Annotated in this window: 17 protein-coding genes and 1 pseudogene; 4 read left to right on the forward strand and 14 right to left on the reverse strand. The window is 61.3% G+C overall.

What is annotated here, in order from left to right; all coding sequences use genetic code 11:
- The first annotated feature begins 80 nt into the window (after nt 1-80).
- Nucleotides 81-2,489, forward strand: coding sequence for a penicillin acylase family protein (locus PS14A_RS24125; protein WP_212617394.1), 2,409 nt, complete (start codon nt 81-83; stop codon nt 2,487-2,489).
- Between the two features lie 201 nt (nt 2,490-2,690).
- On the opposite strand, the gene PS14A_RS24130 is transcribed toward PS14A_RS24125, so the two are convergent.
- Nucleotides 2,691-3,656 (reverse strand): GlxA family transcriptional regulator, encoded by a 966-nt coding sequence (locus PS14A_RS24130; RefSeq protein ID WP_212617395.1) that lies wholly within the window; start codon nt 3,654-3,656, stop codon nt 2,691-2,693.
- 312 nt (nt 3,657-3,968) lie between these two features.
- Between PS14A_RS24130 and PS14A_RS24135 the strand changes: the two genes are divergently transcribed.
- Nucleotides 3,969-4,610 carry an HD domain-containing protein gene (locus tag PS14A_RS24135; RefSeq protein WP_212617396.1) on the forward strand — a complete coding sequence of 214 codons (642 nt, stop codon included), beginning with the start codon at nt 3,969-3,971 and terminating at the stop codon, nt 4,608-4,610.
- A gap of 175 nt (nt 4,611-4,785) precedes the next feature.
- On the opposite strand, the gene PS14A_RS24140 is transcribed toward PS14A_RS24135, so the two are convergent.
- The 8 genes and pseudogenes from PS14A_RS24140 to PS14A_RS26675 all read right to left on the reverse strand — a co-directional run.
- On the reverse strand, nt 4,786-5,676 hold the full coding sequence (locus PS14A_RS24140) for an ABC transporter permease subunit (protein WP_122748323.1): 891 nt from the start codon (nt 5,674-5,676) through the stop codon (nt 4,786-4,788).
- Nucleotides 5,673-6,554 (reverse strand): ABC transporter permease subunit, encoded by an 882-nt coding sequence (locus PS14A_RS24145; protein ID WP_178083722.1) that lies wholly within the window; start codon nt 6,552-6,554, stop codon nt 5,673-5,675. Before PS14A_RS24145 ends, PS14A_RS24140 begins: the two co-directional genes overlap by 4 nt.
- A 35-nt stretch (nt 6,555-6,589) precedes the next feature.
- On the reverse strand, nt 6,590-7,732 hold the full coding sequence (potA, locus tag PS14A_RS24150) for a polyamine ABC transporter ATP-binding protein (RefSeq protein WP_016772662.1): 1,143 nt from the start codon (nt 7,730-7,732) through the stop codon (nt 6,590-6,592).
- 63 nt (nt 7,733-7,795) lie between these two features.
- Nucleotides 7,796-8,893, reverse strand: coding sequence for a polyamine ABC transporter substrate-binding protein (locus tag PS14A_RS24155; RefSeq protein ID WP_212617397.1), 1,098 nt, complete (start codon nt 8,891-8,893; stop codon nt 7,796-7,798).
- A 186-nt stretch (nt 8,894-9,079) separates the two neighbouring features.
- Nucleotides 9,080-10,192, reverse strand: a complete 1,113-nt coding sequence (locus tag PS14A_RS24160) for a polyamine ABC transporter substrate-binding protein (RefSeq protein WP_039757472.1) — start codon at nt 10,190-10,192, stop codon at nt 9,080-9,082.
- A gap of 171 nt (nt 10,193-10,363) precedes the next feature.
- Entirely contained in the window at nt 10,364-11,728 is a 1,365-nt protein-coding gene (locus PS14A_RS24165) for an aspartate aminotransferase family protein (protein ID WP_071172173.1), read from the reverse strand.
- Nucleotides 11,729-11,784: 56 nt separating this feature from the next.
- Complete coding sequence (locus PS14A_RS24170) at nt 11,785-13,143, reverse strand: glutamine synthetase family protein (protein WP_016772658.1); 1,359 nt, start codon at nt 13,141-13,143, stop codon at nt 11,785-11,787.
- Between the two features lie 333 nt (nt 13,144-13,476).
- Nucleotides 13,477-13,593: pseudogene (locus tag PS14A_RS26675) on the reverse strand (gamma-glutamyl-gamma-aminobutyrate hydrolase family protein); the annotation flags it as partial.
- A gap of 278 nt (nt 13,594-13,871) precedes the next feature.
- Here PS14A_RS26675 and PS14A_RS24175 point away from each other — a divergent pair.
- Nucleotides 13,872-15,248 carry a glutamine synthetase family protein gene (locus tag PS14A_RS24175; RefSeq protein WP_039757469.1) on the forward strand — a complete coding sequence of 459 codons (1,377 nt, stop codon included), beginning with the start codon at nt 13,872-13,874 and terminating at the stop codon, nt 15,246-15,248.
- A gap of 301 nt (nt 15,249-15,549) precedes the next feature.
- Nucleotides 15,550-16,182 (forward strand): TetR/AcrR family transcriptional regulator, encoded by a 633-nt coding sequence (locus PS14A_RS24180; protein WP_095181294.1) that lies wholly within the window; start codon nt 15,550-15,552, stop codon nt 16,180-16,182.
- Between the two features lie 160 nt (nt 16,183-16,342).
- Here PS14A_RS24180 and PS14A_RS24185 read toward each other — a convergent pair whose 3' ends face one another.
- From PS14A_RS24185 to PS14A_RS24205, 5 genes are all read right to left on the reverse strand, one after another.
- Nucleotides 16,343-16,558 carry a TOBE domain-containing protein gene (locus PS14A_RS24185; protein ID WP_003229256.1) on the reverse strand — a complete coding sequence of 72 codons (216 nt, stop codon included), beginning with the start codon at nt 16,556-16,558 and terminating at the stop codon, nt 16,343-16,345.
- Between the two features lie 106 nt (nt 16,559-16,664).
- A complete protein-coding gene (gene ssuB / locus PS14A_RS24190) occupies nt 16,665-17,471 on the reverse strand; it encodes an aliphatic sulfonates ABC transporter ATP-binding protein (protein ID WP_130912673.1) in 807 nt (268 codons plus the stop codon).
- Complete coding sequence (gene ssuC, locus PS14A_RS24195; protein ID WP_003229260.1) at nt 17,468-18,250, reverse strand: aliphatic sulfonate ABC transporter permease SsuC; 783 nt, start codon at nt 18,248-18,250, stop codon at nt 17,468-17,470. Before ssuC ends, ssuB begins: the two co-directional genes overlap by 4 nt.
- Nucleotides 18,251-18,259: 9 nt before the next feature.
- Entirely contained in the window at nt 18,260-19,408 is a 1,149-nt protein-coding gene (gene ssuD, locus PS14A_RS24200; protein ID WP_024014723.1) for an FMNH2-dependent alkanesulfonate monooxygenase, read from the reverse strand.
- A 25-nt stretch (nt 19,409-19,433) separates the two neighbouring features.
- Nucleotides 19,434-20,408 carry a sulfonate ABC transporter substrate-binding protein gene (locus tag PS14A_RS24205; RefSeq protein ID WP_130912671.1) on the reverse strand — a complete coding sequence of 325 codons (975 nt, stop codon included), beginning with the start codon at nt 20,406-20,408 and terminating at the stop codon, nt 19,434-19,436.
- Nucleotides 20,409-20,475: the final 67 nt, after the last annotated feature.

Below are 20,475 nucleotides of genomic sequence, written 5' to 3' on the forward strand. Positions count from 1 at the left end.
CAGCGCTGCACCACACAGATGCTCTGTGCTAAATGTTTGCAGCCCGACGGGCGGCCTTCCCGCCTGCACAAGGAGTCACCATGAAGCGTGCGTTGATCGTCGTTGCGTTGCTCATCGTTGTCCTGCTCGGCGCCGCCGGCGGCTATATCTACAGCAAGCAGCCGACGCGCCAGGGCCAGGTCGAGTTGCGCAACCTGCAAGGCTCAGTGACCGTGCGCTACGACGAGCGCGGTGTGCCGCATATCCGCGCCGAGAACGAAACCGACCTCTATCGCGCCCTCGGTTATGTGCACGCGCAGGACCGCCTGTTCCAGATGGAAGCCATGCGCCGCCTCGCCCGGGGCGAGCTGGCCGAAGTGCTCGGGCCGAAACTGCTCGACACCGACAAGCTGTTTCGCAGCCTGCGCATTCGCGAGCGTGCGGCCAGTTACGTCGCCAGCCTCGACAAGCAGTCGCCGGCGTGGAAGGGCCTGCAAGCCTATCTGGACGGCATCAACCAATATCAGAGCAGCCACGCCGCGCCGATCGAGTTCGACGTGCTGGGCATCCCCAAGCGGCCGTTCACGGCCGAGGACAGCATCAGCGTCGCCGGTTACATGGCCTACAGCTTTGCCGCCGCGTTTCGCACCGAGCCGCTGCTGACCTACGTACGCGATCAGCTCGGCGCCGATTACCTCGATGTGTTCGATCTCGACTGGCAGGCCAAAGGCGTTCTGGCCACCGATCACACCCGGCACGCACCGGCCCTCGCCGCCGGCGACTGGCAGGACCTCACCGCCCTCGCCCGCCTCAGCGAACAGGCGCTGCTCGACAACGGCCTGCCGCAGTTTGAAGGCAGCAACGCCTGGGTGATTGCCGGCAGCCGCAGCCAGAGTGGCAAGCCGTTGCTGGCCGGCGATCCGCACATTCGCTTCTCGGTGCCGTCGGTGTGGTACGAGGCGCAGCTCTCGGCGCCGGGTTTCGAGTTGTACGGCCACCATCAGGCGCTGGTGCCGTTCGCGTTTCTGGGACACAACCTCGACTTCGGCTGGAGCCTGACCATGTTCCAGAACGACGACCTCGATCTGATCGCCGAGAAGGTCAACCCGGACAATCCCAATCAAGTCTGGTATCGCGGCCAGTGGACCGACATGCTCGTCAGCGAGCAGCAGATCAATGTGAAAGGCCAGGCGCCGGTGACGATCACCTTGCGCCAGTCGCCCCATGGGCCGATCGTCAACGATGCGCTCGGCAGCGCTGCCGGCAAAACCCCGATTGCGATGTGGTGGGCGTTCCTCGAAACGCCGAACCCGATCCTCGAAGGTTTCTACCAGCTCAACCGCGCCGACACCTTGGCCAAGGCTCGCGCGGCGGCGGCCAAGGTACAGGCGCCGGGTCTGAATCTGGTGTACGCCAACGCCAAAGGCGATATCGCCTGGTGGGCCTCGGCCCTGCTGCCCAAACGTCCGGCCGGGGTGAAACCGGGCTTCATTCTCGACGGCAGCACGCCTGAGGCGGACAAGGACGGCTATTACCCGTTCAGCGCCAACCCGCAGGAAGAGAACCCGGCGCGCGGCTATATCGTCTCGGCCAACTTCCAGCCCGTGTCGCCGACCGGCATGGAGATTCCCGGTTATTACAATCTTGCCGATCGCGGTCAGCAGCTTGATCGTCAGCTCAGCGACAACCGGATGAAGTGGAGCAACGAGGCCAACCAGCAACTGCAACTGGGCACGGCGACCGGTTACGGCCCGCGTCTGTTGGCGCCGCTGTTGCCGGTGTTGCGTGAGGTGGTCAGTGATCCGGCGCAGCTGAAACTGGTCGAGCAACTGGCGCAGTGGCCCGGCGACTATCCGCTGAATTCGATCAGCGCGACGGTGTTCAACCAGTTCCTCTACGACCTTGCCGATGCGGCGATGCGCGATGAGTTGGGCAATGACTTCTTCGAGACACTGCTGTCGACGCGGGTAATCGATTCGGCGTTGCCACGCTTGGCGGCCAAGGCGGATTCACCGTGGTGGGACAATCGCAGCACGCCGGCCAAAGAAACCCGCGCCGATGTCGTGCGCACGGCGTGGGCGGCAAGCATGGCGCATCTGAAACTGACCCTCGGCGATAACGTGGCCGGTTGGCAGTGGGGCGCGGCGCACACCCTGACCCACGGCCATCCGCTGGGGCAGCAGAAGCCGCTGGATCGCCTGTTCAACGTCGGCCCGTTCGCAGCGCCGGGCAGCCACGAAGTGCCGAACAACCTCTCGGCGAAGATCGGCCCGGCGCCATGGCCGGTGACCTATGGACCGTCGACGCGACGCCTGGTGGACTTCGCCGATCCGGTACATGGCCTGACGATCAATCCGGTCGGCCAGAGTGGCGTGCCACTGGACAGGCACTATGACGATCAGGCCGAGGCGTATGTGGAGGGGATTTATGTGCAGGCGCATTTCAGCGAGGAAGAGGTGCAGGCGAATACGCGCAGGACGTTGAAGCTGTTGCCTGCGCGCAAGCCCTGAAGAGCCCCTCACCCTAGCCCTCTCCCAGAGGGAGAGGGGACCGATTGGGGGATATTCATGAGAAACGCCGACGTGAAAGATTGGCGCCGAATCCATAATCGATAAGGTCTTTCAGGTCGATGTAACACGCCAGACACTGCAATCGCCTCCCTCTCCCTCTGGGAGAGGGCTGGGGTGAGGGCTTTCGAGCTCAAGCCCGGATCAAACATTCAGCGCAAAATTCATCCGAAACTGCTGCGGCGTCACCCCAAGCCGCCGGTTGAACACACTGCGCATATGCTGCGCATCACAAAACCCGCACTGATACGCCACGGTTTTCAGGGGCGCCGTGGTGCTTTCCAGCATCACCCGCGCCGCATCCACCCGCGCCCGTTCGACAAACTCCGCCGGGGTCACTTTGGCTTCCCGCGCGAACACCCGCGAGAAATTGCGCGCACTCATGTTCGCCGCATTGGCCAGATCGGCAATCGTCAGGTCGCCGGTGAGATTGGCCAGCACATACAACTGCACCAGCGCCACCGCTGACGTCGGCTCGGCATGCGGCGTGAGGAACGGGCTGAACTGCGATTGCCCGCCCGAGCGCTGGGTGAACACCACCAGCCGTTTCGCCACACTCAGCGCGACCTCGGCACCGTGGTCGCGCGCCAGCAGGTACAGCGACAGATCGATCCCCGCCGTGACCCCGGCCGAGGTGTAGAGCGCGCCATCCTCGACGTACAGGCGGTCCGCCTCGACCCGCGTGGTCGGGCACAAATGCGCCAACGCCCCGGCATCGTTCCAGTGCGTGGTGACAGTGCGCCCTTCCAGCAAACCGGCGCGGGCGAGCATGAACGCGCCGTTGCAGATCGAGCCGAAACGCCGGGCGCGGCCACAGGCATCGCGCAGCCAGGCGTCGAACGTGGGGCCGAAATCCATGAATGGCAATTGCGGGCCGCCGGCGACCAGCAACAGGTCGGGGCTATCCGTTGCTTCGCCGAAGTGGCAGTGGGCGTTCAGGCTCATTCCGTTGGAACAGGCCATCGGCCCGTGCTCGACGCCGATCACTTGCAAGCGATAGTGATCCTGCGGCGCAAGAAAGCGGTTGGCTTCGGCGAACACGTCCATGGGGCCGCTGACGTCCAGTGACTGCACGCCGGGGAACACCACAATGGCGACGGATTTGTTCATGGCTCAAACGTCCTCAATACCTGTGACAAACACACAAACCTGTGGGAGCGAGCCTGCTCGCGAAGAGGCCATCACCCGCAACATAGCTGTCGAATGACACACTGCCTTCGCGAGCAGGCTCGCTCCCACATGGGCCGTGCCGGGCTTGTTGATCGAGCCACCCTTGCCGGTCCCACACCCGACAAGTGAGCTTGGCACGATTTGCAGGCGGATTGGCAAGGATCGCAGCCATGACTCGATTGTTCGCTTGGCGCGCGGGGAACAGACTTTTCCCAGCAGCGCCACGACGGCGTTTTCGACGAGGAAACCGTTATGACCAGCACCATCGCCGGCATCAAGATCCCTGACAGCGCCCTCGCCCGGGCCACCACCGAGTACATTCGCGACATCGAATCCGACCTGCTTTATCACCACTCGCGCCGGGTGTTTCTGTTCGGCGCCTTGAGCGGCGAGCGCCAGCAACTGGCCTATAACCGGGAGCTGCTGTACGTCGGCGCAATGTTCCACGACCTTGGTCTGGTCGCAGGCCATCGCAGCGATGACGAGCGCTTCGAAGTGGACGGCGCAAATGCCGCCGCAGCCTTTCTCAAGCCGTACGGGCTGAGCGACGACGACATCGAGCAAGTCTGGCTGTCGATCGCGTTGCACACCACGCCGGGCGTGCCCAGGCATCTGCGCCCGACCGTAGCACTGGTGACCGCCGGGGTGGAGATGGATGTGCTGGGCATCGATTACGCGGCGTTCAGCAGCGTGCAGCGCGAAGCCGTGGTGCATGCGCATCCGCGTGGGGAGGGTTTCAAGGAGTGCATCATCTGCGCGTTCGCCGACGGCTTGCGCCATCGCCCGCAGACGACGTTTGGCAATGTGAAGACTGATGTGCTGGTGGATCAGGAGCCGGGGTTTCGGCCGATGAACTTTGTTGAGGTCATCCGCAAGTCTCCCTGGACTGCTTAAAACCAGATTTGGAACTGGGCCCTGTGGCGAGGGGATTTATCCCCGTTGGGTTGCGAAGCGACCCCAAAAAAACAGGCATGCTGCGCAGTCCATCGGGGATAAATCCCCTCACCACAAAAGCCCGCTCCCACATTTTGATTTGGGTTGGCCTCGCAAATGAGACCAACCGGTCGGCTCACACAGTCTGCGGCGCAGGCGCGCGTCGCGCGTCCGGTTGCTTCCATGAATCGGCAGCGCTTTCTTCGATGGCCTGCTGGATGGCTTTCTTGCGGGCTTCTTCGGCGCGGCGGCTGAAGAACCAGACGAGGAAGGTCACCAGCGACACCGCCAGCAGAATCAGGCTGGCCACGGCGTTGATCTCGGGTTTCACACCAAGGCGCACCGCCGAGAACACTTCCATCGGCAGGGTCGTCGAACCCGGGCCGGAAACGAAGCTCGCCAGCACCAGGTCATCCAGCGACAGCGCGAACGACATCATCCCGCCCGCCGCCAGCGACGGCGCGATCATCGGGATGGTGATCAGGAAGAACACCTTCCACGGCCGCGCGCCCAAGTCCATCGCCGCCTCTTCGATCGACAGGTCCAGCTCACGCAAGCGCGCCGACACCACCACCGCCACATACGCCGCACAGAACGTGGTGTGGGCGATCCAGATGGTGACGATGCCGCGCTCCTGCGGCCAGCCGATCATCTGCGCCATGGCCACGAACAGCAGCAACAGCGACAGACCGGTGATCACTTCCGGCATCACCAACGGCGCAGTCACCAGGCCGCCAAACAGCGTGCGGCCCTTGAAGTGGGTGATGCGCGTCAGCACGAACGCCGCCAGCGTACCCAGTGCCACTGCAGCAACCGCGGTGTAGCAGGCGATTTCCAGCGAGCGCAGCACCGAACCCATCAGTTGCGAGTTGTCGAGCAGGCCGACGTACCACTTGATCGACCAGCCGCCCCACACCGTCACCAGTTTCGAGGCGTTGAACGAGTAGATCACCAGGATCAGCATCGGCAGATAGATGAAGATCAGACCCAGTACCAGCATCAGGCTGGAGAAACGGAAGCGCTTCATTCTTTACCCTCCATTTCCTTGGCCTGACTGCGGTTGAACAGAATGATCGGCACAATCAGGATCGCCAGCATCACCACCGCCAGCGCGGACGCCACCGGCCAGTCACGGTTGTTGAAGAATTCTTGCCAGAGCACCTTACCGATCATCAGGGTTTCCGGACCGCCAAGCAGCTCCGGAATCACGAACTCGCCGACCACCGGAATGAACACCAGCATGCAGCCGGCAATGATGCCGTTCTTGGACAGCGGAATGGTGATTTTCCAGAAGCTGTTGAAGGTGCTCGAACCCAGGTCCGACGCGGCTTCCAACAGGCTCTGGTCATGTTTGACCAGGTTGGCGTACAGCGGCAGGATCATGAACGGCAGATACGAATAGACCACGCCGATGTACACGGCGAGGTTGGTATTGAGGATCTGCAGCGGCTCGTCGATCAGGCCCATGCTCATCAGGAATCCGTTGAGCAGGCCGTTGTTGCTGAGAATGCCCATCCACGCGTAGACGCGGATCAGGATCGCCGTCCAGGTCGGCATCATGATCAGTAGCACCAGCACCGTTTGCAGCTCTTTGCGCGCACTGGCGATGGCATAGGCCATCGGGTAACCGATCAGCAGGCAGAGCACAGTGCTGATAAAAGCCATTTTCAGCGAGCCGAGATAGGCGGCGATGTACAGCTCGTCGTCGCCGAGCATCGCGTAGTTGCCCAGGTTCAGCAGCAGTTGCAGCTTCTGCTCGGCGTAGGTGTAGATCTCGGTGTATGGCGGGATCGCCACGTCGGCTTCGGCGAAACTGATCTTCAGAACGATGAAGAACGGCAGCATGAAGAACAGGAACAGCCAGATGAACGGCACCCCGATGACCATTTGCCGGCCATTGGGGATGATTCGGTTCATGCGGCGTTTGAATTTGCGCATGTTCATGAGCGAAGTACCACGCCGCTGTCGTCTTCCCACCACACGTAGACCTGATCGCCCCAGGTCGGACGCGCGCCGCGACGTTCGGCGTTGGCGACGAACGACTGCACCAGTTTGCCGCTCGGCAATTCGACGTAGAACACCGAGTGCCCGCCCAGATAGGCGATGTCGTGGACCTTGCCGCTCGACCAGTTGTATTCGCAGGTCGGCATGTCGGCAGTGACCAGCAGCTTCTCGGGACGAATCGCGTAGGTTACGGACTTGTCCTGCACCGAGGTGCTGATGCCGTGGCCGACGTAGATCTGCCGGTCGAGGTCCTTGCAGGTGATGGTCGCGTGGCCTTCGGCGTCGTCGATCACTTCGCCTTCGAAAATGTTGACGTTGCCGATGAATTCACAGACCAGACGGCTGGTCGGGGTTTCGTAGATGTCGATCGGGCTGCCGATCTGGGCGATCCAGCCCAGGTGCATGATCGCGATGCGCTCGGCCATGGTCATGGCCTCTTCCTGGTCGTGGGTCACCATCACGCAGGTCACGCCGACGCGCTCGATGATTTCCACCAGTTCCAGCTGCATCTGCGAACGCAGTTTCTTGTCCAGTGCGCCCATCGGTTCGTCGAGCAGCAACAGCTTCGGCCGCTTGGCCAGCGAACGGGCCAGGGCCACGCGCTGACGCTGGCCGCCGGACAGTTGATGCGGCTTGCGCTTGGCGTACTGGCTCATCTGCACAAGTTTGAGCATCTCGGCCACACGGGCGTCGATCTCGGCCTTGGGAATCTTGTCCTGCTGCAGGCCGAAGGCGATGTTCTGCGCCACGGTCATGTGCGGGAACAGGGCGTAGGACTGAAACATCATATTGATCGGACGGTCGTACGGCGGCATGTCGGTGATGTCGACGCCGTCGAGGAAAATCCGCCCTTCCGTGGGCCGTTCGAAGCCTGCCAGCATCCGTAGCAAGGTGGATTTGCCCGATCCCGAACCGCCGAGCAGGGCGAAAATCTCGCCCTTCTTGATTTCCAGGGACACGTCGTCCACGGCAATCGTCTCGTCGAACTTCTTCGTGACCCGGTCGATTTTGACCAGCACCTGTTTTGGTGTCTGGTCGCCCTCGAGGGCTTTCTTGTAGGCGCCGGAGGCAACTGCCATTTACGAAACTCCCAACAGAAGCAGCAGTTCGCCACGCAAGACGAACCCTGGATAGTTTGTGCGTTATTTGCCCGACTTGACCTTGGTCCAGTTGCGGGTCATCAAACGCTGAATATTGGCTGGCAACTCGGTCGACACGTAGGTCTTGTCGAGGACTGCTTGCGGTGGGTAAACCGCTTCATCGGTGCGAATGGATTGTTCCATCAGCTTGTCCGAACCCGGGTTGGGGTTGGCGTAACCGACGTAATCACTGACCTGGGCGATCACCTCAGGTTTCAGCAAATAATTGATGAAGGCGTGGGCTTCCTTGACGTTGGACGAGTCCTTGGGGATCGCCAGCATGTCGAACCACAGCGCGCCGCCCTCTTTCGGAATCGAGTAGGCGATGTTGACGCCCTTCTTCGCTTCCTCGGCACGGTTCTTCGCCTGGAAGATGTCGCCGGAGAAACCGATGGCCACGCAGATGTCGCCGTTGGCCAGATCGCCGATGTATTTCGAGGAGTGGAAATAGGTCACGTATGGACGCACCGCGAGCAGCTTGGCGGTGGCTTTTTCGTAGTCCTTGGTGTTGGTGCTGTTGGCGTTCAAGCCCAGGTAATTGAGCATGGTCGGCATCATTTCATCAGCCGAATCGAGGAACGCGACACCGCAGCTGTGCAGCTTCTTGATGTTTTCCGGTTCGAACAGCACGGCCCAGGAATCGATCTTGTCGATGCCCAGCACAGCCTTGACCTTGTCGACGTTGTAGCCAATGCCGTTGGTGCCCCACAGATACGGCACGGCGTAGAGGTTGCCGGGATCGTTCTGCTCCAGGCGCTTGAGCAGCACCGGGTCGAGGTTGGAATAATTGGGCAGCTGCGCCTTGTCGAGCTTCTGGAACGCGCCCGCCTTGATCTGCTTGCCAAGGAAGTGGTTCGACGGCACGACCACGTCGTAACCGGTGCGCCCGGCGAGCAGCTTGCCTTCCAGGGTTTCGTTGGAGTCGAAGACGTCGTAGACCGGTTTGATCCCGGTCTCTTTCTCGAAGTCGGCCAGGGTCGACTCGCCGATGTAATCGGACCAGTTATAAATATGCACCGTACCGGCGGCCTGGGCTCCGACAGCGATTGTCAGGCCGGCAGCGGCCAGCAGGGCTTTGCGCAAAGAAGAAAATACAGGCAAGTGGAGGTCCTCTAAATTGATTGGGCCCAAGTTGCCCCGCGCTGCATGACAGCCATGGCTGCCCGACAACAAAACCGGCGCGCAACTTACCCTCGAAAAACCGATCCAGCAAAACTTTCTGTCATTTAATTATCCACTGGCCGCCGTCGCGGCGACGACGGCCAGTGGTTGTGGCGACAAACCGGCTTATTTGCCCGATTTGATCTTGGTCCAGCTGCGGGTGATCAGGCGCAGCGTGGCGGCGTCCAGATCGCTGATCGCATAGAGCTGCTTCTTCACTTCAGCCGACGGGTAGATGCTCGGGTCGCTGGTGATGTCCTTGTCCACCAGAGGCGTCGCCGCCTTGTTGCCGTTCGGGAAACGCACGGCGTTGGTGATGCCGGCCATCACTTGCGGCTCCAGCAGGTAGTTCATGAACTTGTAGGCGGCTTCGACGTTTTCGGCATCCTTGGGAATGGCGACCATGTCGTAGAAAGTACCGGCGCCTTCTTTTGGAATGGTGTAGGCCAGTTTGACCTTGTCACCGGCTTCCTGAGCGCGGGTCTTGGATTGCTCCAGGTCACCCGAGTAACCGACGGCGACGCAGATGTTGCCGTTGGCAAGGTCGGAGATGTACTTGGACGAGTGGAAGTAGGCGACCGAAGGACGGATCTTCAGGAACAGGTCTTCGGCGGCTTTCAGATCAGCCTTGTCCTTGCTGTTGGTCGGCTTGCCCAGATAGTGCAATGCCGCCGGAATCATTTCGGTCGGCGCATCGAGGAAGCTCACGCCGCAGCTTTTGAGTTTCTCGATGTTTTCCGGCTTGAACACCACGTCCCACGAATCGATCTTGTCGATGCCCAGTGCAGCCTTGACCTTGGCCGGGTTGTAACCGATGCCGATCGAGCCCCACATGTACGGGAAGGCGTGCTTGTTGCCCTGGTCGCTGGCATCGCCAACGGCCTTCAGCAGGTCTTCGTCGAGGTTTTTCCAGTTAGGCAGCTTGGACTTGTCCAGCTCCTGGTAAACGCCGGCCTTGATCTGCTTGGCGAGGAAATTGTTGGAAGGCACCACGATGTCATAACCGGACTTGCCGGCCAGCAGCTTGGCTTCCAGGGTTTCGTTACTGTCGAAGACGTCGTAGACGACTTTGATCCCGGTGGCTTTTTCGAAGTTGGCCACGGTGTCCGGCGCGATGTAGTCGGACCAGTTGTAGACGTGCAGCACCTTGTCGTCCGCGTGCACCGCACCCGCCATCATGCCCGCCATGGACAGCGCGAGCAGAGTCTTGCCAGCTAGCTTTTTACCTAATGCCTTCATGCGTCATGCTCCAAATTTTTCTTTTTTGAACCACTTTGTTCAGCGGCCGAACCCGGACAACTGGAACCGCGGCTAGTCTGGCAAGATCCGAGGCGGTCTTTCAACAAAAGACCAGCCTTTCTGACAGCTTTGAGCGAGTGCGCCGCAGCTCCCCCGCTCAAAGCCTAGCACCTAGGCCTGCAGCGCACCGAGGGTCAGGTCCAGACACTTGCGTGCCTTTGTAACCAGCTCATCGATCTCCGCTTTGCTGATCACCAGCGGCGGCGCGATGATCATGGTATCGCCCACCGCGCGCATGATCAGGCCGTTGTCGAAGCAGAACTGCCGGCAGATCATGCCCACGCCCTTGCCTTCGTAACGCTTGCGCGTGGCCTTGTCCTGCACCAGTTCGATCGCCCCCAGCAGGCCGACGCCACGAACTTCACCCACCAACGGGTGATCGTTCAGCTCGCGCAGACGTTTCTGCAAATACGGTGCCGTTTCGTTGTGGGCGTTCTCGATAATTTTTTCATCGCGCAGGATGCGGATGTTTTCCAGGCCCACCGCGGCTGCCACCGGGTGGCCGGAGTAAGTGAAGCCATGGTTGAAATCGCCGCCTTCATTGAGCACGGCCACCACCGAATCACGCACGATCAACCCGCCCATCGGGATGTAGCCGGAGGTCAGGCCCTTGGCGATGGTCATCATGTGCGGCTTGAGGTCGTAGAAATCGCTACCGAACCACTCACCGGTACGGCCGAAGCCGCAGATCACTTCGTCGGCGACGAAGAGGATGTCGTACTTGGCGAGGATTTCCTTGATGCGCGGCCAGTAGGTATCGGGCGGGATGATCACGCCGCCGGCGCCCTGGATCGGCTCGGCAATAAAGGCACCGACGTTGTCGACGCCGACTTCGAGAATCTTTTCTTCGAGCTGATTGGCCGCCCAGATGCCGAACTCTTCCGGCGACATGTCGCCGCCTTCGGCAAACCAGTACGGCTGCGCGATGTGGACGATGCCCGGGATCGGCAAATCGCCCTGTTCGTGCATGTAGGTCATGCCGCCGAGGCTTGCGCCGGCCACGGTAGAACCGTGATAACCGTTCTTGCGGCTGATGATGACTTTCTTGTTCGGCTGGCCTTTGATCGCCCAGTAGTGGCGAACCATGCGCAGCATGGTGTCGTTGCCTTCGGAGCCGGAGCCGGTGAAGAACACGTGGTTCATGCCTTCTGGCGCCACGTCGGCAATCGACTTGGCCAGTTCCAGTGCCGGCGGGTGTGCGGTCTGGAAGAACAGGTTGTAGTAAGGCAGTTCGCGCATCTGTTTCGCGGCGGCATCGGCCAGCTCATCGCGACCGTAACCGATCGCCACGCACCAGAGGCCGGCCATGCCGTCGAGGATCTTGTTGCCTTCGCTGTCCCACAGATAAACGCCCTTGGCGTTGGTGATGATCCGCGGGCCTTTCTCTTTCAGTTGCTTGAAGTCGCTGAACGGTGCCAGGTGGTGATCGCTGCTCAGCGCTTGCCACTCACGGGTTTGCGGGTTGTTGCTGGTCATGCCAATTCTCCTTGTTATCGGTGAAGGCGCGACGGCTGGCCGCCGCGCCCGGCGCATCAGACGGCGAAGAGCAGGTACTCACGCTCCCAGGAACTGATCACGCGCTTGAAGTTTTCATGCTCGGCCCGCTTGACCGCGACGTAGCCGGTGATGAAGGTCTTGCCGAGGTACTTCTCGATGGTCGCGCTGTTTTCCATACGCTCCAGCGCGTCCTCGATGGTCAGCGGCAGGCGCAGGTTGCGGCGCTCGTAACCACGGCCGACCACAGGCGCGCTCGGGTTCAGGCCCTCGACCATGCCGATGTAACCGCAGAGCAGGCTCGCGGCAATCGCCAGGTACGGGTTGGCGTCGGCGCCCGGCAGACGGTTTTCCACGCGGCGGTTCTGCGGGCCGGCATCCGGTACGCGCAGGCCGACGGTACGGTTCTCTTCGCCCCACTCGACGTTTACCGGTGCCGAAGTGTCCGGGAGGAAGCGGCGGAACGAGTTGACGTTCGGCGCGAACAGCGGCAACAGCTCGGGGATCAGTTTTTGCAGACCACCGATGTGGTGCAGGAATAGTTGGCTCATCGTCCCGTCTTCGTTGGAGAAGACGTTCTTGCCGGTCTGAATGTCGATGATGCTCTGGTGCAGGTGCATGGCGCTGCCCGGCTCACCGGTCATTGGCTTGGCCATGAACGTCGCCGCTACGTCGTGCTTGAGCGCGGCTTCGCGCATGGTGCGCTTGAACACCAGAATCTGATCGGCCAGCGACAGAGCGTCACCGTGACGGAAGTTGATTTCCATCTGCGCCGTGCCGTCTTCGTGGATCAGCGTATCGAGATCCAGCTCCTGCAATTCGCACCAGTCGTAGACGTCCTCGAACAGCGGATCGAATTCGTTGGCCGCTTCAATGGAGAACGACTGCCGACCGATTTCCGGACGGCCCGAGCGACCAATCGGCGGCTGCAACGGATAGTCAGGGTCGTCGCTGCGCTTGGTCAGGTAGAACTCCATCTCCGGCGCCACGATTGGCTGCCAGCCCTTGTCGGCATACAGCTTCAAGACTTTCTTGAGGACGTTGCGCGGCGACAGCTCGATCGGGTTGCCTTGCTTGTCGTAGGTGTCGTGGATCACCTGCGCAGTCGGCTCGATGGCCCAAGGCACCAGGTACACGGCGTTCTGGTCGGGGCGGCAGATCATGTCGATGTCGGCCGGGTCGAGCAGTTCGTAATAGATGTCGTCTTCGACGTAGTCGCCGGTCACGGTCTGCAGCAGCACGCTCTCCGGCAGACGCATGCCTTTCTCGGCGATGAACTTGTTGGTCGGCGAAATCTTGCCCCGGGTAATACCGGTCAAGTCGCCGATCATGCATTCGACTTCTGTGATCTTGCGGTCTTTCAACCAATCGGTGAGCTGGTCGAGGTTGTTACTCATAAATGCCTCTGGGCTGAGTCTCCTGACGCGATGTCAGGCAATTTTGACGCTTGCGGCGTCGCGTTGAAGGGGGCTTGCTCGCGCAGTGCCGGCTTACGCCTGGCACCGCGCATAGACAATGAAAGAGGAGCTTACCTGCCCTTGACGCTGGCGTTGCATTTCCCGTGCACTTTGCAAACGTGCAGAATCACAAGCATGACGCTGAGTGCGGCACGGGCTTTGGGAGGGAAAGAGTTCTATAGTGGAAGGAGACGCCATAAAGCGGATGCTGTGCCCGACGTCCAGAATATCGGACGCTGCCGTTTTGCCGGATGTTGACGAGCGTGTCGTCGACAGGCTGCGCGCCTTGCTGGCTGCGCTACGGACGGATTGATCGCCACTGATGTGATGAGCATGCAGACCGGACTGTTGCGAGCAGTCGGTGATGCCGATTAACGGCAGGCGAGACATGAAGCACCCCGGTATTATTGCTGTTATGGGTTTGACCGGAGCTTAGCCTTGTTCATTTTTTTACACAACACCCCCGTAAAAAATACAACACGGCCTGCTCAAGCCCGCAGCTGAGCAACGTTCAAGGTTTGAAAAAACGCCCCAAAGTGCCCCATAAATGCCCTCAAAGCGCTTTTTCGGGGCAAAAAAGGCCTCGCTTGACTTCGGCAGGCCGTTCGGGTTGACTGAAACCAGAAAAGATCAATGATTGATATTTTTAACAACAAAGGTGTTGCATCATGTCGGTACCCCCGCGTGCCGTTCAGCTTAACGAAGCGAACGCGTTCCTTAAGGAACATCCTGAGGTTCTGTACGTTGACCTTCTGATTGCGGATATGAATGGTGTGGTGCGCGGCAAGCGCATCGAACGCACCAGCCTCCACAAGGTTTACGAGAAAGGCATCAACCTGCCGGCCTCTCTATTTGCTCTGGATATCAACGGCTCCACGGTGGAAAGCACCGGCCTGGGCCTGGACATCGGCGACGCCGATCGCATCTGCTATCCGATCCCCGATACCCTGTGCAACGAGCCATGGCAGAAGCGCCCGACCGCGCAGCTGTTGATGACCATGCACGAACTCGAAGGCGATCCGTTCTTCGCCGATCCCCGTGAAGTGCTGCGCCAGGTGGTGACCAAGTTCGACGAGCTCGGCCTGACCATCTGCGCCGCCTTCGAACTCGAGTTCTACCTGATCGACCAGGAAAACGTGAACGGCCGTCCGCAGCCGCCACGCTCGCCGATCTCCGGCAAACGCCCGCACTCGACGCAGGTCTACCTGATCGACGACCTCGACGAATACGTCGACTGCCTCCAGGACATTCTGGAAGGTGCCAAAGAGCAAGGCATCCCGGCCGATGCGATTGTCAAGGAAAGTGCCCCGGCGCAGTTCGAAGTGAACCTGCACCACGTCGCCGACCCGATCAAGGCCTGCGACTACGCCGTCCTGCTCAAGCGTCTGATCAAGAACATCGCCTACGACCATGAAATGGACACCACCTTCATGGCCAAGCCGTATCCGGGCCAGGCGGGCAATGGTCTGCACGTACACATTTCGATTCTGGACAAAGCCGGCAAAAACATTTTTGCCAGCGAGGATCCCGAGCAGAACGCCGCGCTGCGTCACGCGATCGGCGGTGTGCTCGAGACCCTGCCGGCGCAGATGGCTTTCCTCTGCCCGAACGTCAACTCCTACCGTCGCTTCGGCGCGCAGTTCTACGTACCGAACTCGCCGTGCTGGGGCCTGGACAACCGCACCGTGGCGATCCGCGTACCGACCGGCTCTGCCGATGCCGTACGTATCGAGCACCGCGTGGCCGGCGCGGACGCCAACCCGTACCTGCTGATGGCTTCGGTACTGGCCGGCGTGCACCACGGTCTGGTCAACCAGATCGAACCGGGCGCGCCTGTCGAAGGCAACAGCTACGAACAAAACGAGCAGAGCCTGCCGAACAACTTGCGCGATGCCCTGCGCGAGCTGGACGACAGCGAGGTGATGGCCAAGTACATCGATCCGAAGTACATCGATATCTTCGTCGCCTGCAAGGAAAGCGAGCTGGAGGAGTTCGAACACTCCATCTCCGACCTTGAGTACAACTGGTATCTGCATACCGTTTAAGCGGATTGCAGCTTCAGGAAAAACGCCGTTGGCTGATTCAGCCAGCGGCGTTTTTTTATGGCCGAACACAAAACCTGTGGCGAGGGGATTTAGCGAAACGTCGCACCGCCCCGTTCGGTTGCGAAGCAGCCCCAAATCCATCCCACTCGGTGTGTCAGGAATACCCGGCTCTCAGGGTTTACGACTGCTGCGCAGCCGAACGGGGCGGTGCGACGTTTCGCTAAAGCCCCTCGCCACGGGGTACTGGCAGACAACACCTGAACCGCCTCGTACAATGCCCGCTGCCCCGCAGGAGACTTCCATGACGCGTCCCGCCACCGTTCGCAAACCCCGTGCCCGCAGCCAGGCGCGGATCGATTCGATACTCGATGCCGCGCGCACGCTGCTGGCGGCCGAGGGCGTGGCCAGTCTGTCGATCTACAGCGTCGCCGAGCGCGCGCAGATTCCGCCCTCCTCCGTGTATCACTTCTTCGCCAGCGTACCGGCGCTGCTCGAAGCGCTGACCGCCGATGTCCACGCAGCCTTCCGCGCCTGCCTGCAAGCGCCGATCGATCACGACGCGTTACGCGACTGGCGTGATCTGTCGCGACTGGTCGAACAGCGCATGCTCGAGATCTACGACCAGGATGCGGCCGCGCGGCAATTGATTCTGGCGCAACACGGCCTGACCGAAGTGACCCAGGCTGACCGCCAGCACGATCTGGAACTGGGCGACCTGATGCACAAGTTGTTCGACCAGCATTTCGAATTGCCGAGGCTGCCGGACGATGTCGATGTGTTTGCCCTGGCGATGGAGCTGGGCGACCGGGTTTATGCTCGTTCGGTGCAGCAGCACGGGCAGATCACCCCGCGCATGGCCGAGGAAGGGATGCGCGTATTTGATGCCTATATCGGGTTGTACCTTCCGCCATATTTACCCAAAAGAAATCTCTAGCGCATGCACCGGCCCTTTCGCGAGCAGGCTCGCTCCCACATTTGAAATGCGTTCCCCTGTGGGAGCGAGCCTGCTCGCGAAAGCCGCGCCGCCGAATCCGCGACAGGCACAAAAAACCCCGCAGGGCTCACACCCTCCGGGGTTGTTTTTGCTCACCGACTTACAACTTGGCGATCGATACCTCGGTGGATTTCACAAAGGCGATCACTTCGCTGCCGACCACCAGCTCCAGCTCTTTCACAGAGCGGGTGGTGATCACCGAAGTGACGATGCCCGAAGCGGTCTGCACGTCGATTTCCGACAGCACGTCGCCGAGGACGATTTCCTTGATCGAGCCTTTGAACTGGTTGCGCACGTTGATGGCTTTGATAGTCATGGCATTTCTCCTAGGATCGAAATGAGCTGCAAGCGGCAAGCTATAAGCTGCAAGTAAAAGCACCAGGCTTGTTCTTGCGGCTTGTAGCTTGAAGCTTGCAGCTGCTTCATTGCGCCCAACGCAATTGCGCAGGCAGGGGTGAAACGGGTTCCGGCGCCGGCGGTTCGCCGGGCAGGGACAGAACACGGTTGAGCACTTCGGTTTCCAGTGCGGCGAGGCGATGCGAGCCACGCACCCTGGGGCGCGGCAGATCGACGTGCAGGTCGAGGCCAACTTCGCCGTCCTCGATCAGAATCACCCGATCGGCGATCGCCACCGCTTCACTGACGTCATGGGTCACCAGCAGCACGGTAAAACCGTGTTGCTGCCACAGCCGTTCGATCAGTTGCTGCATCTCGATGCGGGTCAGGGCATCCAGTGCGCCGAGCGGTTCGTCGAGCAGCAGCAGACGCGGCTGGTGAATCAGCGCCCGGGCCAGCGCCACGCGCTGCTTCTGGCCACCGGACAATGCCGCCGGCCACTCATTGGCGCGATCAGCCAGACCCACTGCTTCCAGTGCATCCAGCGCTTGCTGGCGCCAGTTGCCCTTGAGGCCGAGACCGACGTTGTCGATGATCCTTTTCCACGGCAGCAGCCGCGCTTCCTGGAACATCAGCCGCGTATCGTCGCGCGCCTGGCTGAGCGGCGCGGAGCCGGCCAGCAGCTCGCCGCCAGTCGGTTGATCGAGGCCGGCGAGCAAGCGCAAGAACGTGCTCTTGCCACAACCGCTGCGCCCGACCACGGCGACAAACTGCCCCGCCGGAATGTGCAGATCGATGTCGCGCAGCACCTGCCGCGCGCCGAAGGTTTTCTGCAGGTTGCGCACCGCCAGCGGAATTCCGCGCAGCAGGCGTGGAGGTTGTTGAGCGGTCATGCCGCACCTCCTTTGGCAACCTGATAGGCCGGATGCCAGCGCAGCCACACACGCTCAAGTCCACGGGCGGCAAGGTCGGCAAGTTTGCCGAGCACCGCGTAAAGCAGGATCGCCAGCACCACCACGTCGGTCTGCAAGAACTCGCGGGCGTTCATCGCCAGATAGCCGATACCGGAGCTGGCCGAGATGGTTTCAGCGACGATCAGCGTCAGCCACATGAAGCCCAGGGCGAAGCGCACGCCGACCAGAATCGACGGCAGCGCACCCGGCAGAATCACCTGCCAGAACAGGCTGAAACCGCTCAGACCATAACTGCGCGCCATCTCCACCAGCGCCGGGTCGACGTTGCGGATGCCGTGGTAAGTGTTGAGGTAGATCGGGAACAAGGTGCCCAGCGCCACCAGAAAAATCTTGGCTGATTCGTCAATGCCGAACCACAGGATCACCAGCGGAATCAGCGCCAGATGCGGCACGTTGCGGATCATCTGCACCGAGCTGTCGAGCAGGCGCTCGCCCCATTTCGACAGGCCGGTGATGAAGCCCAGCACCAGGCCGATGCTGCCGCCGATGGTAAAACCGAGTGCCGCGCGCCAGCCGCTGATCGCCAGGTGCGTCCAGATCTCGCCGCTGCGCACCAGACTGACGCCGGCCTCGATCACTGCCACCGGTGCCGGCAGAATCCGCGTCGACAACCAGCCGGCCGACACCGACAACTGCCACACCGCCAGCAGCAATACAGGCAACGCCCAGGGCGCGAGGCTGTGGATAATTTTCTTCATGGCCGCGCCTCAGCTCTGCGACGCGGCTTTGGGCAGGATGTCGTTGGCGACCATCTCGCCGAACGGGCTGACATAACCGGCGCTCTTCGGCAGTTCCGGGCGTTCAACGTCGAGGTGCGGGAACAGCAGCTCGGCCACCCGATACGACTCTTCAAGGTGTGGATAACCGGAGAAGATGAAGGTGTCGATGCCCAGATCGGCATATTCCTTGACCCGTGCTGCCACAGTCGGGCCATCGCCGACCAGCGCGGTACCGGCACCGCCACGTACCAGACCCACGCCAGCCCAGAGGTTCGGGCTGACTTCGAGGTTGTCGCGGCTGCCGCCGTGCAGCGCGGCCATGCGTTGCTGGCCGACCGAGTCGAAACGCGCCAGCGACGCCTGGGCACGCTGGATGGTGTCGTCGTCCAGATGCGAGATCAGCCGGTCCGCAGCCTGCCAGGCTTCGGCGTTGGTTTCACGCACGATCACATGCAGACGAATGCCGAAGCGCACGGTACGGCCGAGTTTGGCGGCTTTGGCCCGGACTTGTGCGATCTTCTCGGCAACCGCTGCCGGTGGTTCGCCCCAGGTCAGCACCATCTCGACCTGCTCGGCGGCCAGATCCTGCGCCGCTTCCGAAGAGCCACCGAAATACAGCGGCGGACGCGGTTGCTGGATCGGCGGATACAGCAGCTTCGCGCCCTTCACGCTGATGTGCTCGCCCTCGTAATCGACGGTTTCGCCTTCCAGCACACGGCGCCAGATGCGGGTGAATTCCACCGAGGCTTGATAGCGTTCCTCATGGTTGAGGAACAGACCGTCGCCGGCCAGTTCTTCCGGATCGCCACCGGTGACCAGATTGAACAGCGCACGCCCGCCGGACAAACGATCCAGCGTCGCTGCCTGCCGCGCGGCGACCGTCGGGGAGATGATCCCGGGGCGCAGGGCGACCAGAAACTTCAGGCGCTGGGTCACCGGAATCAGCGAGGCTGCCACCAGCCATGAGTCTTCGCAGGAACGCCCGGTCGGAATCAGCACACCGCCAAAACCCAGGCGATCCGCCGCTTGCGCGACCTGTTGTAGATAGCCGTGATCAACCGCGCGGGCGCCTTCGGCGGTGCCAAGGTAATGGCCGTCGCCGTGGGTTGGCAGGAACCAGAAGATATTGAGGCTCATGGAGTGGTCTCCTTGTGGATTCGAATTACTGGGCTTGGGAGCTTTGGGCCACAGCGGCCGGCGGGGTCCAGATCACATCCTTGATGCTCAACGGCTTGGGAATCAGCTTGAGCTGGAAGAACGTGTCGGCGATTTTCTGTTGCGCGGCGACCACTTCCGGGGTCAGGAACAGCGCGCCGTAGCCCTGGCGTTTCACCGAGGTCAGGGTGATGTCCGCCGGCAGGCCAAGCAGTGGCGCGACCTGTTGCGTCACGTCTTGCGGATTGGCTTTAGACCACTCGCCAACCGCGCGCACTTCTTCGACGAGGGTCTTGATCACCTCGGGATTTTTCTGCGCGTAAGGTTTGGTCGCCAGATAGAACTGGTGGTTGTCGACGATGCCTTTGCCGTCACGCAGGGTGTGCGCTTGCAGTTGTTTCTCGGCGGCGGCCTGGTACGGATCCCAGATGACCCAGGCGTCGACACTGCCACGCTCGAACGCAGCGCGGGCATCGGCTGGGGGCAGGAATACAGTCTGGATGTCGCTGTACTTGAGGCCGGCGTCTTCCAGTGCGCGCACCAGCAGGTAGTGAACGTTGGAACCTTTGTTCAGAGCGACTTTCTTGCCCTTGAGGTCGGCCACCGATTTGATCGGCGAGTCTTTCGGTACGAGGATCGCTTCGCTGTTCGGTGCTGGCGGTTCGTAGGCAACGTAGAGCAGATCAGCGCCGGCGGCCTGGGCGAAAACCGGTGGGGTTTCGCCGGTCACGCCGAAATCGATCGAGCCGACGTTGAGGCCTTCGAGCAGCTGCGGGCCACCAGGGAATTCCGTCCATTGCACGTCGACGCCTTGCGCGGCGAGGCGTTTTTCCAGCGTGCCTTTGGCTTTGAGCAGCACCAGCGTGCCGTACTTCTGATAACCGATCCGCAATGTCTCGGCTTGAGCTTGGGTGATGGCGCCGAAGGTGACAGCCGCAGCAAACAGAGCGACCAGACCACGACGCAAAAATACAGTGCGCATTGCGCTCTCCTTTTTGCTGTTGGGTTTTGGCTGCACCTGCTTGCCCGTTGGCGGGCGAGTAAGGCCA

The sequence above is a fragment of the Pseudomonas sp. 14A genome, from assembly GCF_018132745.1.
Classification (GTDB): Bacteria; Pseudomonadota; Gammaproteobacteria; order Pseudomonadales; family Pseudomonadaceae; genus Aquipseudomonas; species Aquipseudomonas mercuritolerans.